Source organism: Nonomuraea sp. PA05, from assembly GCF_008086045.1.
Taxonomy (GTDB): Bacteria; Actinomycetota; Actinomycetes; order Streptosporangiales; family Streptosporangiaceae; genus Nonomuraea; species Nonomuraea monospora.
This window is the reverse complement of record NZ_VSEY01000022.1, coordinates 111865-125956: the sequence shown is the minus strand read 5'-3', so window position 1 is coordinate 125956 and position 14092 is coordinate 111865. Positions and strand designations below refer to the sequence as shown.

General features: G+C 72.0%; 14 protein-coding genes and 1 pseudogene. 6 read left to right on the top strand and 9 right to left on the bottom strand.

The window, feature by feature from the left end:
- Positions 1-21 precede the first annotated feature (21 nt).
- Positions 22-663, top strand: a complete 642-nt coding sequence (locus FXF51_RS32020; RefSeq protein WP_148438417.1) for a response regulator transcription factor — start codon at positions 22-24, stop codon at positions 661-663.
- A 101-nt stretch (positions 664-764) separates the two neighbouring features.
- The gene (locus FXF51_RS32015; protein WP_148438416.1) at positions 765-1718 is read left to right on the top strand and encodes an Acg family FMN-binding oxidoreductase; all 954 of its coding nucleotides are present in this window, start codon (positions 765-767) and stop codon (positions 1716-1718) included.
- Between the two features lie 39 nt (positions 1719-1757).
- Here FXF51_RS32015 and FXF51_RS32010 read toward each other — a convergent pair whose 3' ends face one another.
- The 9 genes and pseudogenes from FXF51_RS32010 to FXF51_RS31980 all read right to left on the bottom strand — a co-directional run bounded on the left by FXF51_RS32010 (position 1758) and on the right by FXF51_RS31980 (position 9538).
- A complete protein-coding gene (locus FXF51_RS32010) occupies positions 1758-2738 on the bottom strand; it encodes an Acg family FMN-binding oxidoreductase (protein ID WP_148438415.1) in 981 nt (326 codons plus the stop codon).
- Between the two features lie 96 nt (positions 2739-2834).
- Positions 2835-3830, bottom strand: a complete 996-nt coding sequence (gene gap, locus FXF51_RS32005) for a type I glyceraldehyde-3-phosphate dehydrogenase (RefSeq protein WP_148438414.1) — start codon at positions 3828-3830, stop codon at positions 2835-2837.
- A complete protein-coding gene (locus tag FXF51_RS61085; protein ID WP_187414676.1) occupies positions 3827-4144 on the bottom strand; it encodes a hypothetical protein in 318 nt (105 codons plus the stop codon). Before FXF51_RS61085 ends, gap begins: the two co-directional genes overlap by 4 nt.
- A 133-nt stretch (positions 4145-4277) precedes the next feature.
- A complete protein-coding gene (locus FXF51_RS62880) occupies positions 4278-4652 on the bottom strand; it encodes a hypothetical protein (RefSeq protein WP_262379992.1) in 375 nt (124 codons plus the stop codon).
- 144 nt (positions 4653-4796) lie between these two features.
- Positions 4797-4967: pseudogene (locus FXF51_RS62875) on the bottom strand (universal stress protein); the annotation flags it as partial.
- A gap of 107 nt (positions 4968-5074) precedes the next feature.
- Positions 5075-6559, bottom strand: a complete 1485-nt coding sequence (locus FXF51_RS31995) for a WS/DGAT/MGAT family O-acyltransferase (RefSeq protein ID WP_148438413.1) — start codon at positions 6557-6559, stop codon at positions 5075-5077.
- A 224-nt stretch (positions 6560-6783) separates the two neighbouring features.
- Positions 6784-8169, bottom strand: a complete 1386-nt coding sequence (locus tag FXF51_RS31990; protein WP_148438412.1) for an NAD(P)(+) transhydrogenase (Re/Si-specific) subunit beta — start codon at positions 8167-8169, stop codon at positions 6784-6786.
- Positions 8166-8459, bottom strand: a complete 294-nt coding sequence (locus FXF51_RS31985; protein WP_148438411.1) for an NAD(P) transhydrogenase subunit alpha — start codon at positions 8457-8459, stop codon at positions 8166-8168. Before FXF51_RS31985 ends, FXF51_RS31990 begins: the two co-directional genes overlap by 4 nt.
- Complete coding sequence (locus FXF51_RS31980) at positions 8456-9538, bottom strand: NAD(P) transhydrogenase subunit alpha (RefSeq protein WP_148438410.1); 1083 nt, start codon at positions 9536-9538, stop codon at positions 8456-8458. The genes FXF51_RS31985 and FXF51_RS31980 overlap by 4 nt, the downstream gene beginning before the upstream one ends.
- A 134-nt stretch (positions 9539-9672) precedes the next feature.
- Here FXF51_RS31980 and FXF51_RS31975 point away from each other — a divergent pair, with 134 nt between their 5' ends.
- From FXF51_RS31975 to FXF51_RS31960, 4 genes are read left to right on the top strand one after another with little or no spacing between them, the layout of a single operon-like run.
- A complete protein-coding gene (locus tag FXF51_RS31975; protein ID WP_148438409.1) occupies positions 9673-10215 on the top strand; it encodes a 2-oxoacid:acceptor oxidoreductase family protein in 543 nt (180 codons plus the stop codon).
- Entirely contained in the window at positions 10208-11434 is a 1227-nt protein-coding gene (porA, locus tag FXF51_RS31970; protein ID WP_148438408.1) for a pyruvate ferredoxin oxidoreductase, read from the top strand. The genes FXF51_RS31975 and porA overlap by 8 nt, the downstream gene beginning before the upstream one ends.
- 2 nt (positions 11435-11436) lie before the next feature.
- A complete protein-coding gene (locus FXF51_RS31965; protein ID WP_148438407.1) occupies positions 11437-12414 on the top strand; it encodes a thiamine pyrophosphate-dependent enzyme in 978 nt (325 codons plus the stop codon).
- A gap of 1 nt (position 12415) precedes the next feature.
- Positions 12416-14038 (top strand): NAD(P)-binding protein, encoded by a 1623-nt coding sequence (locus tag FXF51_RS31960; RefSeq protein WP_148438406.1) that lies wholly within the window; start codon positions 12416-12418, stop codon positions 14036-14038.
- Positions 14039-14092 lie beyond the last annotated feature (54 nt).

Sequence of the window (14092 nt, the reverse complement as noted above, 5' to 3'; positions counted from 1 at the left end):
ACGTCCTATAGCGTCGCGGGCATGATTCGCGTGTTCCTCCTCGACGATCATGAAGTCGTCCGCCGCGGCGTCGCGGCGCTGCTGGACTCCGAGGACGACATCGAGGTGATCGGCGAGGCGGGCACGGCGGAGTCCGCGATCGCGCGCATCCCGGCGCTCAAGCCCGACGTGGCGGTGCTGGACGTGCGGCTGCCCGACGGCAGCGGCGTGGACGTCTGCCGCGAGGCGCGCTCGCGGCTGCCGGGGCTGGCGTGCCTGATGCTGACCTCCTTCGCCGACGACGACGCCCTGTTCGACGCGGTGATGGCCGGGGCCGCCGGCTACGTGCTCAAGCAGATCCACGGCTCCGACCTGGTCGGCGCGGTCCGCACGGTCGCCTCCGGCCAGTCGCTGCTCGACCCGCAGACCACCGCCGCCATGCTGCAACGGCTGCGCGACCAGGCCGCCAGGAAGGACCCCCTCGCGGCCCTGACCGACCAGGAACGCCACATCCTCGGCCTCATCGGCGAGGGGCTGACCAACCGGCAGATCGGCGAGCGCATGTTCCTGGCCGAGAAGACGGTCAAGAACTACGTCTCCAACCTGCTGTCCAAGCTCGACATGCAACGCCGCACCCAGGCCGCCGCCCTCGCCGCCCGGCTGCGCGCGGATCGGCGCGAATGACGTGAAACCCACTTCCTGGGGACCTTCGGCGGTGGGGCAGGGCCGTCCGACACTGCCGTAAGACCGGCGGGTGCGGAAGCGTACCTGGCAGGAGGTGCGTCATGTCCGCTTCGCTCACTACCGAACTCGGCGTCCGGCGACTGCTGGTGGCGGCCGGTCAGGCGCCGTCGGTGCTCAACACGCAGCCCTGGCGCTTCCGAGTGGTCCGCCGGGAGTACGTGGAGGTGCTCGCCGATCCGGACCGGCGGTTGCGGGTCAGCGATCCGCGTGGCCGCAACCAGTACGTGAGCTGCGGCGCGGCGCTGCTCAACCTGCGGCTGGCGGTGCGTACGGCCGGACAGCGGCCCATGGTGTGGCTGCTGCCGTCCGCGGAGGACGAGCCCGAGTTGCTGGCCGCCGTACGCCTGGGAGAGACCCTGCCCGTGCCGGACGAGCATCGTGAGCTGTACGACCTCATCCCCGGGCGCCGCACCAGCCGCAGCCCTTTCACCGATCGCGGGCTGCCACGTGCGGTGATGGCCGCGCTCCGGCGGGCGGCCGCCAGGGAGGGCACGAATCTCGTCCCGCTCGGCCGGCAGGCGACGCTCGACATGCTCGACTACGTCACCATCGCCGAGGACGAACTCGCCCATGACCACGACTACCGCGCCGAGGTGGCCGCGTGGACGATGCCGGGTGCGCGGTTCGACGGCATGCCCGGCTACGTGCACGGCCCGCACGCCCTGAAGGACCCCTCTCCGATCCGCGACTTCGGGCGGCGGGAGGGGGAAGCGCGGTTCGAGGAACGGCCACAACTCGCGGTGCTCACCACGATGGGCGACCGGCCCATCGACTGGGTGCGGGCCGGCCAGGCCCTGCAACGGCTGCTCCTGGTCGCCGCCAGGCACGGCGTGTCGGCGTCGTTCCTGAACCAGCCACTCGACCTGCGGGACATGCGCCGCCGCCGCGACCCGCACCACCGGCGCGGGCACCCACAGATGATCATCAGGTTCGGCTACGGGCCGCACGTGGCCCGTAGCCCGCGCCGCCCCGCGGCGGAGCTGGAAACCGGCTGACCCGCGTCAAGGCAGGCGGACGTGGTGCGTCTCGGCGTCTCATTCCTCGAGGACATCGGGCAAGGGACGGCGGATGGAGTCCTGGTCCTCGTCCAGCGTGACGCCGAGCCGCATGATCATCTGTGGGTACGCGCCGGCCCCGCACAACTGCTGACGCAGGAACTCGCGCAACTGATCCATCTCCAGCGCCTGGGTGTGGAAGGCGGCACTGACGCCATGCGCGGCGGCGTGCAGCAGAACGTGCTGCAGCGCCTGACCCGCGGCGATCCAGTCCTCCCGCCCGTCGCTCGCGGTGCTGAGCAACGTCACGGTCCCCACCGCGGCGCCTTGCGCGCTCTGGCCGGTCCATTCACTGCGCCAGGCGTACTCGCGCTGAGCGAAACGTGGCTCGGTACGTCCGCCTCCCCCTCCATGGGCGTCGGCCGGAACGCCGTCCCTGCGCGTGCTCTCCGGCGCCCGCGACCAGCGCAGCAGCTCCAATGTGAAACGCCGGTCCCGGCCCTGCACACCCTGGGCGGCCTGTGTGAGCGCGGCGATCACCTCGATGGCCTGCGGGTTCAGAATCGGCGTCAGTTCGGCGCCCTCGTTCATGGCGGCTCGTTCAAGTGACCTGAGCAGCTGCTCCGGCATCGGCACGTCGGCGAAGCCCGCGCGATGGGTGCGCCGCCGCTCGATCTCCCCGCCGAGTGCCCAGGTCGCCTCGTCGGCCCGCGCCGGGGTGCCGGCCTTGACCGTCGCCAGCAGGTTGGGCCGGTCCGGGTCGGGCAGGACACGGACGATCGGCTCATATCCCTCACACCGGATGACCGTCCTCATGGTGAACAAGGCGGCACCGCAGCTGATGAGAAGCTCTCGCCCGCTCGCGTCACTTACGTGGAGCTGCCGTTCGACGTCAGCCTTCAGGCCGATCTCCTCGCCGGTCAGCCGGAAGGTCCAAGGCTGGGTGTTGTGCACCGAGGGCGCCCACCGAGCGGCCTCCACCGCGGCGTCGAGCGCGTGCTTGACGGACTGGGCTGCCATGACTCCACCTCCAGCAGACGATGCGCCCAGCGCATCACGTCAGCGCCCTCGTGTGAAGCCCGCGTACGAAGCACGGGCCCGGTGGGATCTCCGTGGTCACGCCATCTTCTGGGCCGTCTCGACGAGGCGGTTGGCGTAGCCCCACTCGTTGTCGTACCAGCCGAAGACCTTGACCAGATCTTCGCTCGCCTGGGTCAGGGCGGAGTCGAACACACATGAGGCGGCGTCGCCGATGATGTCGCGCGAGACGAGCGGATCGGTGCTGTAGCGCAGGATGCCGTGCAGTTCGTCCCGGCTGGCCACGGCGAAGGCGTCGTTGACCTCCTGAGCGGTCACGGGGCGGCTGAGCTGGGCGGACAGGTCCGTGATCGAGCCGTCCTCCACGGGCACGCGGATGGCGACACCGTCCAGGCGGCCGTCGAGCTCGGGCAGGACCAGGCCGACCATGCGGGCGGCGCCGGTGGTGGTGGGCACGATGTTGACGGCCGCGGAGCGGGCCCGGCGCGGGTCCTTGTGCGGGGCGTCGAGGAGCATCTGGTCGCCGGTGTAGGCGTGGATGGTGGTCATGAAGCCGCGTACGAGGCCGAAGCTTTCGTGCAGCACCTTGACCATCGGGGCGACGCAGTTGGTGGTGCACGAGGCCAGCGAGACGATCTCGTGCCGGGCCGGGTCGTAGGCGGCGTCGTTGACGCCCGGGACGATGGTGGCGTCGAGGCCCTTACCGGGGGCCGAGAGCAGCACCTTGCGGGCACCGCCCTTCAGGTGCGCCGCCAGGGCGTCTCTGGTGCGGAAGCGGCCGGTGGCGTCGATGACCACTTCGACGTCGTGGGCACGCCAGTCGATCTGGGCGGGGTCGGCGCAGGAGATCACGGCGATCTTGCGGCCGTTGACCTCCAGCAGACCGGGGGTGACGGTGACGGGCAGGTCGAATGGGCCGTAGGTGGAGTCGTGCTTGAGCAGGTGGGCCAGCGTCGCCGCGTCGGTGATGTCGTTGACGGCGACCACATCGAGTCCGCTGTCCGGGTCGGTGTGCAGCGCGCGGCGCAGGACGGCCCTGCCGATCCTGCCGAATCCATTGATTCCGATTCTCATGCCGTCATCGTCCGCCGCCGCGGCATCCCCGCTAAGAGGCGACGGTCGGAGCGTGGTGGGACCTTCGCCCCTAATCTCGGCTGATCCTCATGTGGCGGGCCAGGGTCGCACGGGGGCGGGGTGAGCGCGGCGGCGCCCAGCGCCTGGCCCAGCCCGGCCCCGATGCGGGCCAGCACCTTGCCGGACAGCAGCCCGTCCCTGCCTGGACGTGCGGCGAGCGGGTCCCCGGGGGAGCGGTCGACGCCCAGGGCGATGGCCGGGATGCCGTCGAGCTCGGTAGTCGCCGGGGCGGAGGCGCCGCGGCCCAGCAACACCTCGGGAGCGCCCTTCAGGGTCAGGATGGGGCCTTCGGCGACGACGGCCGTAGAGCGGGTGCCGGCGTCGAAGGGCCTGGCGGCATGCGAAGGAGCCGAAGGCCCTCGCCCGAGAGGACCTTCGGCCCGATCTTCACTTGAGCGCCTCCGCCTTGGCCGAGGCGGACGCGTGGCGCAGCGTGGCGATGAACCACAGCGCGATGGTGGAGAAGAACAGCACCGCGAGGGCGAGCTCGCTCGCCATGATGAGCGCGAGCACGCCCGCGAGCAGGGCGATGCCACCGAGCGTGCTCATGACGCCCACGTACAGGCCCCTGTTCCGTTCGTGCTCCTCGGGCGCTGAGCCCAGCGCGCAGCCGCCCACCACGCCCAGCAGCAGGATGGCTCCGGCGGCACCGCGCACGCTGCCGATGATCGGCAGGTCCGCGCCTTGGGTGAAGGCGACGTAGATGGCGATGTTCACGCCCGCGACCACTGTCGCGAGGGCGTCCTTCCAGGTCAGTCTCATCGTGCCACCTCCTTTCACCTTCGAGCGTCCGCGCGCGGCGTGGCTGCGAGCAGGGCCGTTGGTCCCTGGATGCGAGGCCGTTCGCCGGTGTTCCAAGGACGAGGAGCGCATCACCACGGGTGCTCGAACCGATCGCGACCGGTGGACGACGCCCTGGCTGACCGAGCCGTACAGCACCGATGCCACGGCACCGCGTCCGTGCGAACCGAGGACCACCAGGGCTGCCTGTTCGGCGGCCGTGGTGAGCGCGACCACCGGATGGGCGAACCGCATGTCCTCGACGACCGTCGCCTCCGGGTGGTCATGGCCGAGCACCTTGAGCCAGTCGCGAGCGTCACCCTGCCACGCGGGCCCGGCGCCACCGTCCCTCCGCCGGCGGGTGAGGCCCGCCCGCCCACCAGGTGGCGAGGTCTCTCCTGCGATCAGGCCGGCTGCCGCTGCGCCGTCCGCGCGTGCGCGGAACGCGATACCGCCTTTCGCGGCTTGACGGCCCTGGGACGCGATGGAGTCGCCGGCGCCGGCCGATAGGCGAGGAGCAGCTTCTGGAGCTCCTGCTCGATGTCCTGAGCGAGCCGGCCGGTATCGGGGGCGGTGTCGTAATCGCCGGTCACGCCGAAGGTGACCCGGTCGCAGTAGGTGAAGATGGACACTCCGGTGCGCAGCCTGGTGGCGATGGGGACGTACGGGAGGATCTCCAGTGCCTTCCTGCCGAGCAGGTACAGCGGCTTGCGCGGCCCAGGGACGTTCGTGGTGACCGTGACGATCTGGCGCTGCGGCAGGTGCGCGGCCAGCCGCATGCCCCAGGAGACGGGCGGGTACGGCTCATGCCCCGCCAGCTCGATGATCGCCTCACCGGCTTGGGCCTCCCCGCTCGCCTTCAGCTCGGTGAGGTGCCGGTGCACGGCGCGCAGCCGCTCGGCGGGGTCGGTCACGTGGACGGGCAGGTCGGCGAGCATGAGCGAGATCCGGTTCTCGCAGATGCCCTCCTCGCCGGGGGCTCGTACCGAGACCGGGACGAGGGAGCGCACCGCGTGCGGGTGCGGCTCCTCGCCGCGGCGGCGTAGCAGGGAGCGGTAGCCGCCGCTGATCGCGGCGAGCACGACGTCGTTGAACGTCACGCCCGCGCGGTGGGCGATCTGCTTGACGTCGGTGAGACGGGCGTGCGCGGTGGCGTACCGGCGGTGCCGGCCGATCGGGCCGGTGAGTGTGGTGACGGTGGCCGGGCGCAGGGCGCCGGTCAGGGTCGCCAGGCCGCGGGCGGCGACCGTGAGGTGGTGGGCGGTGGCGGACGGGGTGGCGAGGGCCTGTCCGATCACGCGCGCCTGCTCGACGGGCTTGAGAAGCAGGTCGTGTAGCGCGGCGGTGGTCAGGGCCACGGTGGACGGCTCGCCGCCCGGTGCCCAGGTGTCCGGCGGCAGATCGCGTGCGCCCTCGGGGGACTCGTCGAAGACGGCGTAGTACAGCTGGGTGCCGGACACGCCGTCGACCATGCAGTGGTGGACCTTCGACACCAGCGCCCACCGGCCGTCGGCGAGCCCTTCGATCACCCAGTACTCCCAGAGGGGGTGATCGCGGTCGAGCCGCTGCGCCATGATGTCGGCGATCGCCTCACGCAGCGCGGCATCGCCGCCCGGAGGGGCCAGGGCGACGCGCCGGAGGTGGTAGTCCAGGTCGAAGCCGGGGTCGTCGACCCAGACGGGCGGCCCCAGGTCGAGTGGTACGGTCCGCGCCTTCTGCCGGTAGCGCGGCACCAGCGGGAGCCGGGCGAGGATGGCCGCCCGGAACTCCGCCGGGGAAGGCGCGGGGCCTTCGAGAACGGCAGTGGACGAGATCGCCAGCGAGGCCTCGGCCTGCTCGTCTTCGAGGGTGAGGAACGCCGCGTCGAGCGGGCTCATGTGATCGGACATGTCAGCCTCCAGCGTCCGTGCCGGTTCGCTCCAGCGTCGCCCGGGCCGGGGAGGGCGGGCAGGGCAGAAGGTCCCGGCCCGCGCGCCATTGCGCCTCTTCCATGAGCGGGCGCCGGCGGCCCTTCCGGTCCGGTGCGGGTCGACGTCCATGTCGGTGCCTCGCCCCTGCCAGCCGGCCCCTGCCAGCCGGCCTCTGTCAGCCGGCCTCTGTCAGCCGGCCTCTGTCAGCCGACGAGGACCTTGACCGCGGCGGTGATCTCGGCCAGCGCCTTCTTGGCGTCGGCGAAGTACATCCCGGTGGTGGCGGCCGTGTAGAGCTCGTTGTCGATGCCCGCGTAGCCGTGCCCCATCGAGCGTTTGACGACGATCACGCTCTTGGCGCGGTCGGCGTCGATGATGGGCATGCCCGACACCGCCGTCCCGGGGCGGCGGGCGGCGGGGTTGACGACGTCGTTGGCGCCCACGACGAGGGCGACGTCGGTCTGCGGCATCGCGGCGTTGGCCGCGTCCAGCTCGACCAGCTGGTCGTACGGCACTCCGGCCTCGGCGAGCAGCACGTTCATGTGGCCGGGCATGCGTCCGGCGACGGGGTGGACGGCGTAGGCGACGTTCACCCCTCGTCCTTCCAGCAGCTCGGCCAGCTCCCGGAGCTGGTACTGGGCCTGGGCCGCGGCCAGCCCGTAGCCGGGGACCACGACGACCCTGGAGGCGTAGGCAAGCTGGATGGCCGCGTCGTCCGCCGACAGCGCCCGGACCACGCCCGTGCCGGGGGCTTGGTCGCCGGTGCTGTCGCCCGTGCCGAAGCCGCCGGCCATGATGGCGGTGATGGAGCGGTTCATGGCGTCGGCCATCAGCTTGGTCAGGATGGCGCCGGAGGCGCCGACGAGTGCTCCCGCCGTGATGAGGACGCCGTTGCCGAGGGCGAACCCGGCCATCGCGACGGCCGTGCCGGTGAACGCGTTGAGCAGCGAGATCACCACCGGCATGTCGGCGCCGCCGATCGGCGTCACCATGGTCACCCCGAACCCCAGCGCCGCGACGGCGAGCGCGACCAGGGCCACCGCTCCGCCGGGACCGGCGAGCGACAGCCCGGCGGCCACCAGCATGACCAGGACGAGCACCACGGTCAGCACACGGGCTCCGGGAAAGACGATCGGGCGGCTCGGCACCAGCCCCTGCAGCTTCCCGGAGGCGACCAGGGAGCCGGAGAAGGTCACCCCGCCGATCAGCACGTCCAGGACGACCGGCAGGGACGAGCCGCGCAGCACGAAGTCGTGCACGCCGATCAGCGCGGCGGCGCCGCCGCCGACGGCGTTGAACAGGCTGACGAGCTGCGGCATGGCCGTCATCGGCACCCGCCTGGCCAGCAGCAGCCCCAGGCCCGCGCCGAGGGCCGCACCGGCGGCCAGCGCGATCCACGCCCAGCCCTGTACGCCGCCCGCCTGCACGAGCACGGCCACGGTGGCCGCGACGGCCACCGCCATGGCGCCGGCCGACAGCAGGTTGCCGCGCCGTGCGGTGACCGGGGAGTTCATCAGGTGCAGCCCGAGGACGAAGCAGGTGGCGACGGCCAGGTACACGAGCCGGATCACGACGTCGAAGGCGTTCATCGCTTCGCCTCCCGTGGCCGGAACATCTCCAGCATCCGGTCGGTGACCACGTAGCCGCCGACGACGTTCATCGCGGCGAACGCGGCCGTCACGAACACCACGACATAGCCGAGGACGTCGTCGGCGGTGAGCGCGATGAGCACGGCTCCGGCGAGCACGATGCCGTGCACCGAGTTGGCGGCCGACATCAGCGGCGTGTGCAGGGTCGTCGGCACCCGGCCGATGACCTCGAAGCCGAGCAGCAGGCTCAGCACGAACACGGTCAGGTCGGTGAGGAGTTGCGGGTTCACGCCGCACCCCCGGTGAAGACCACGGCGGCATGGATCGCGTCGTCCGGGTCGGAGGCGAGCGCGCCGTCGCGCAGCACGTGGGTGAGGAAGGCGCAGACGTTGTGGGCGTAGGCGGTCGAGGCGGCGGCGGGCATCGTCGCGGGCAGGTTCTCCGCTCCGATGACGATGACGCCGTTCTCGGTGACCAGCCGCTCCCCCGGCCTGGAGACCTCCACGTTGCCGCCGAGCTCGCCGGCGGCCAGGTCCACGATCACGGCGCCTGGCCGCATCTCCTTGACCGCGGCCTCGGTGACCAGCAGCGGCGGGCGGCGTCCCGGCACCTTGGCGGTCGTGATCACGACGTCGTGGCGGGCCACGTGGGCGGCCAGGACGCCGCGCTCGTCCCGCTGTTCCGTCTCGGTCAGGGCGCGGGCGTAGCCGCCCTGGCCGCTGCCCTCGCCGTCCAGGTCCAGCACGGCCGCGCCGAGCGAGGCGATCTCCGCCCTGGCCTCGGGCCGGATGTCGTAGCCGGTGACGATCGCGCCGAGGCGGCGGGCCGTGCCGATCGCCGAGAGCCCGGCGACACCCGCGCCCAGTACCAGGACACGGGCGGGCGGCACGGTCCCGGAGGCGGTGACGAGCAACGGGAAGAACCGCTCGAAAGCGCCGGCCGCCAGCACGACGGCCCGGTAACCGGCGACGGTGTCCTGAGAGGTGAGGGCGTCCATCGGCTGGGCGGCGCTGAGGGTGCGCGGCACCAGGTCGAGGCTCGCGGCCGTCACGCCCCGCGCGGCCAGGTCCCCGGTGTAGGCGGGGTCGGGGTGCAGCAGGCCGATGACGAACTGCCCCCGGCGCAGGCGGGAGGTGGGCGGGCGGTGCACGCAGGCGATGATGTCCGCGCCGGCGTACAGCTCGTCGGCGCTGACGATCAGCGCACCGGCATCCCCGTAGGCGCCGTCGGGGAATCGGGCGGCGGCTCCGGCCCCGGTCTCGAGCAGCACGGTGAGCCCCGCGGCGAGCAGGCGCGGCACCAGGTCCGGAGTGATCGCGACCCTGCGTTCGCCCGAGGCGCTCTCTTTGACGATCCCGATCCTGAGCATGAGCCGCCCCTCTCTCGTGGTTGCCTCTCTTCGAGCGTCCAGGCCGCCGCAGGGCACGGTGAGGGCCGAAAGTCCCCGCAACCGGGACGTTCGGCCCTCCAGGCCGCCGCCGTTGCCGGGGTTCCATGCGAGGCATGGAGTATCAGACGCGCATTCACGGCCGGGGCGGCCAGGGCGTCGTCACCGCTGCCGAACTGCTGTCGGTGGCCGCCTTCATGGAGGACCGGTGGGCGCAGGCGTTCCCCACCTTCGGGTCGGAGCGCACGGGCGCGCCCGTGGTGGCGTTCTGCCGGATCTCCGACAAACCGATCCGCGTCCGCGAGCCGATCGCCGCGCCGGACGCCGTCATCGTCCAGGACGCCACCCTGCTCCGGCAGGTCGACGTCCTGGCCGGGCTGCGCCCGAACGGCCTCGTGCTGATCAACTCGCATCGATCGGCCGAAGCCCTGGGCGTCACCGGTAAGACCGTCCCGGCCTCGCAGATCGCGCTGCGGCACCTCGGCAAACCGGTGCCCAACGCGGTGCTGCTCGGCGCGTTCTGCGCGCTGACCGGGGTGGTGTCGCTGGAGTCGCTGCAGGAGGCGATCCGCCACCTGTTCCACGGCCCGGTGGCCGAGGCCAACGCGGCCGCGGCGGCTGAGGCTCACTCCTATGTGAGGGAGGCCGTCCGTGCTTAGGCAGCTGGAAGGCTCGCAGGCCGTCGCCGAGACGGTCGCGCTGTGCCGGCCGGAGGTGATCTGCGCGTATCCGATCTCGCCGCAGACGCACATCGTCGAGGCGCTCAGCCGGATCACCCGGGCGGGGCGGCTGGGGACGTGCGAGTACGTCAACGTCGAGTCGGAGTTCGCCGCTCTGTCGGCGTGCATCGGCGCGTCCGCGGCCGGGGCGCGCACCTACACCGCGACCGCCAGCCAGGGCCTGCTCTACATGGCCGAGGCGCTGTACAACGCCTCGGGGCTGGGGCTGCCGATCGTGATGACGGTGGCCAACCGGGCGATCGGCGCGCCGATCAACATCTGGAACGACCACAGCGACTCGATGTCGCAGCGCGACTCCGGCTGGATCCAGCTCTACGCGGAGACCAACCAGGAGGCCGTTGACCTGCACGTGCAGGCGTACGCGCTGGCCGAGGAGCTGTCGTTGCCGGTGATGGTGTGCATGGACGGGTTCGTGCTCACGCACGCCGTCGAGCGGGTGGACCTGCCCTCCCAGGCGCAGGTGGACGCCTTTCTGCCGGCGTACGAGCCGCGCCAGGTGCTCGACCCGGACGACCCGTCCTCGATCGGGGCGATGGTGGGCCCTGAGGCGTTCACCGAGGTGCGCCATCTCACCCACGCCCGGCATCTGGAGGCGCTGGAGCGCATCCCCGCGATCGCCGCCGGCTTCGAGCGCGCCTTCGGCCGCGGCTCGGGCGGGCTGGTGCGCGGCTACCGCATCGAAGACGCGGACACGGTCGTGCTGGCCCTCGGATCCGTGCTCGGCACCATCAAGGACGTGATCGACGAGCTGCGCGAAGCCGGGCACGCAGTCGGCGCCGCGACGCTGACCACCTTCCGCCCGTTCCCGTTCGAGGCGCTGCACGCCCTGCTCGCCGGGAAGCGGAACGTCGTGGTGATCGAGCGGGCCTTCTCCACCGGCGTGGGCGGCATCGTCTCGGCCGACGTGCGCACCGCCCTGCCGGACGCCGGCATCCGGACGGTCGTCGCCGGTCTGGGCGGGCGGCCGATCACCAAGGCGGCTCTGCATGCCGAGCTCACCGCGGACAAGCCCGAGCCGCTGACCTTCCTGAACCTCGATCACGACCTCGTCGCCAGAGAGCTGGCCCGCACCCGGGCGCGGCGCAGGTCGGGCCCGAGCGCCGAGAACATGCTGCGCGACCTCGCCGGAGGTGACTGATCATGCCCGCCCAGCGGACCAAGTTCTACCAGGTCGGCAGCTTCGCCGTGGGCAACCGGCTGCTGCCGCCCGAGCAACGTGCCCTGCAGTCCGCGCCCGACCGCGGCAACTCCCTCACCTCCGGCCACCGCGCCTGCCGGGGCTGCGGGGAGGCGCTCGGCGCGCGCTACGCCATCGACGCGGCCATCAGCGCGACCGCCGGCCGCATGATCGTCGTGAACGCGACCGGCTGCCTGGAGGTGTTCTCCACGCCGTACCCGGAGACGTCCTGGCAGGTGTCGTGGATCCACTCGCTGTTCGGCAACGCCCCGGCGGTGGCGACGGGGGTGGCGGCGGCGCTGAAGGCGAAGGGCCGCACCGACGTGCGGGTGGTCGGGCAGGGCGGCGACGGCGGCACGGTCGACATCGGCTTCGCGTGCCTGTCGGGCATGTTCGAGCGCAACGACGACGTGCTCTACATCTGCTACGACAACCAGGCGTACATGAACACCGGCGTGCAACGCTCCGGCGCCACCCCGCCCGCCGCGCGCACCGCCACCACTCCCCTGCCCGGCCAGGCCTTCGGCCAGGGCAAGAACGTGCCGCTCATCGCGATGGCGCACGAGATCCCGTACGTGGCCACCGCGACCGTGGCCGACCTGCGTGACCTGGAGTACAAGGTGCGGCGGGCCATGGATCTGCGCGGCGCCCGCTACCTGCATGTTCTGGTGCCCTGCCCGCTGGGCTGGGTCACCGCGGCCTGTGACACGATCCGCGTGGCCAGGCTCGCCACCGAATCGGGCCTGTTCCCCGTCTTCGAGGCGGAACGCGGGGAGGTCACCGGGGTGACCAAGATCCGGCGCAGGGTGCCGGTCGACGACTACCTGAGACTGCAGGGGCGTTACCAGCACCTGTTCGGCGACCCGCCGCGGACCGACGTGATCGCCCGCATCCAGGCGTCGGCGGAGCGCAACATCCGCCGTTTCGGATTGGTGGACTGACATGGACGACAAGCCCTTCGCGATCACGCTCGGCGTCGGGTCGAGCCTGGCGAACAAGACCGGCGCGTGGCGGACGGAACGCCCCGTCTATGTGGACCGCTTGCCGCCGTGCAACCACGCCTGCCCCGCCGGGGAGAACATCCAGCGCTGGCTCAGCCTGGCCGAGGAACCCTCCTACGAGGCGGCCTGGCGGCAGATCATGCAGGACAACCCGTTCCCCGCGATCATGGGCCGCGTCTGCTACCGGCCCTGCGAAACCGCCTGCAACCGGGGCAAGCTGGACGAGGCGGTCGGCATCAACTCCGTCGAACGTTTCCTCGGCGACGAGGCGATCAAGCACGGCTGGACGATGCCGATCCAGACCGAGCCGTCCGGCAAGCGGGTGCTGGTGGTGGGCGCCGGCCCGGCCGGGCTGTCGGCCGCCTACCACCTGGCCAGGCTCGGCCACCAGGTCACCGTCATGGACTCCGGCGCGAAGCCGGGCGGCATGATGCGCTTCGGCATCCCCCGTTACCGGCTGCCGCGTCACATTCTGGACGCCGAGATCCAGCGCATCCTGGACATGGGGGTGACCCTGGAGCTCGGGCGGACCGTCACGGACCTGGCCGAGGCGATGCGCGGGTTCGACGCCGCGTTCCTGGCCGTCGGCGCGCACATCGGCAAGCGCGCCTACATCCCGGCCGGCGACTCCGCCCGCATCCTCGACGCGGTCTCGGTGCTGCGCGGCATGGAGGAGTCCTCCGCGCCGCTGCTGGGCCGCCGCGTCGTCGTCTACGGCGGCGGGAACACCGCCATGGACGCCGCCAGGACCGCCCGGCGGCTGGGCGCGAGCGACGCGCTCGTCGTCTACCGGCGCACCCGCGACCGCATGCCCGCCCACGACAGCGAGGTCACCGAGGCGGCCGAGGAGGGCGTACGGATGAAGTGGCTGTCCACGATCACGCACGCCGGCGGCGGGAGCATCACCATCGAGAAGATGCGCCTGGACGAGACCGGCTTCCCGCGGCCGACCGGCGAGTTCGAGGAGCTCGCGGCCGACTCGGTGGTGCTGGCGCTGGGCCAGGAGGCCGACCTGTCGCTGCTGGCCGGGCTGCCGGGAGCCGAGATCGAGGACGGCGTGGTCAAGGTCGGACCGGACCTGATGACCGGCTGCCCCGGCGTGTTCGCCGGCGGCGACATGGTGCCCGCCGAGCGCACGGTCACGGTCGCCGTCGGGCACGGCAAGAAGGCGGCCAGGCACATCGACGCCTGGCTGCGCGACGGCGCCTGCACGCCCGCTCCCCGGCACCCCATGGCGGACTTCGACCTGCTCAACACCTGGTACTACAGCGACGCACCCGCCACCGTCCGCCTCAAGCTCGACCTGGCCCGCCGGACGAGCACCTTCGACGAGGTGGAGCGCGGCCTGGAGGAGTCGACGGCGCTGTTCGAGGCGCGCCGCTGCCTGTCGTGCGGCAACTGCTTCGAGTGCGACAACTGCTACGGCGTCTGCCCCGACAACGCCGTGCTCAAGCTCGGGCCAGGGCTGCGGTACGAGATCGACCTCGACTTCTGCAAGGGCTGCGGCCTGTGCGTGGCCGAATGCCCGGCGGGCGCCATCGAGATGGTCCCGGAGATCAGCTAGGGACTTTGGGCCCGCACGCCCGGGCCGTCCGGCTCTGCCTGGCGAAGCGCCGCC

Bases quoted from the DNA above. Each gene is read 5' to 3' on its own strand.
- FXF51_RS32020 (WP_148438417.1), top strand. From the start codon at position 22: ATGATTCGCGTGTTCCTCCTCGACGATCATGAAGTCGTCCGCCGCGGC.
- FXF51_RS32015 (WP_148438416.1), top strand. From the start codon at position 765: ATGTCCGCTTCGCTCACTACCGAACTCGGCGTCCGGCGACTGCTGGTG.
- FXF51_RS32010 (WP_148438415.1), bottom strand. From the start codon at position 2,738: ATGGCAGCCCAGTCCGTCAAGCACGCGCTCGACGCCGCGGTGGAGGCC.
- gap (WP_148438414.1), bottom strand. From the start codon at position 3,830: ATGAGAATCGGAATCAATGGATTCGGCAGGATCGGCAGGGCCGTCCTG.
- FXF51_RS62880 (WP_262379992.1), bottom strand. From the start codon at position 4,652: ATGAGACTGACCTGGAAGGACGCCCTCGCGACAGTGGTCGCGGGCGTG.
- FXF51_RS31995 (WP_148438413.1), bottom strand. From the start codon at position 6,559: ATGTCCGATCACATGAGCCCGCTCGACGCGGCGTTCCTCACCCTCGAA.
- FXF51_RS31990 (WP_148438412.1), bottom strand. From the start codon at position 8,169: ATGAACGCCTTCGACGTCGTGATCCGGCTCGTGTACCTGGCCGTCGCC.
- FXF51_RS31980 (WP_148438410.1), bottom strand. From the start codon at position 9,538: ATGCTCAGGATCGGGATCGTCAAAGAGAGCGCCTCGGGCGAACGCAGG.
- FXF51_RS31975 (WP_148438409.1), top strand. From the start codon at position 9,673: ATGGAGTATCAGACGCGCATTCACGGCCGGGGCGGCCAGGGCGTCGTC.
- FXF51_RS31965 (WP_148438407.1), top strand. From the start codon at position 11,437: ATGCCCGCCCAGCGGACCAAGTTCTACCAGGTCGGCAGCTTCGCCGTG.
- FXF51_RS31960 (WP_148438406.1), top strand. From the start codon at position 12,416: ATGGACGACAAGCCCTTCGCGATCACGCTCGGCGTCGGGTCGAGCCTG.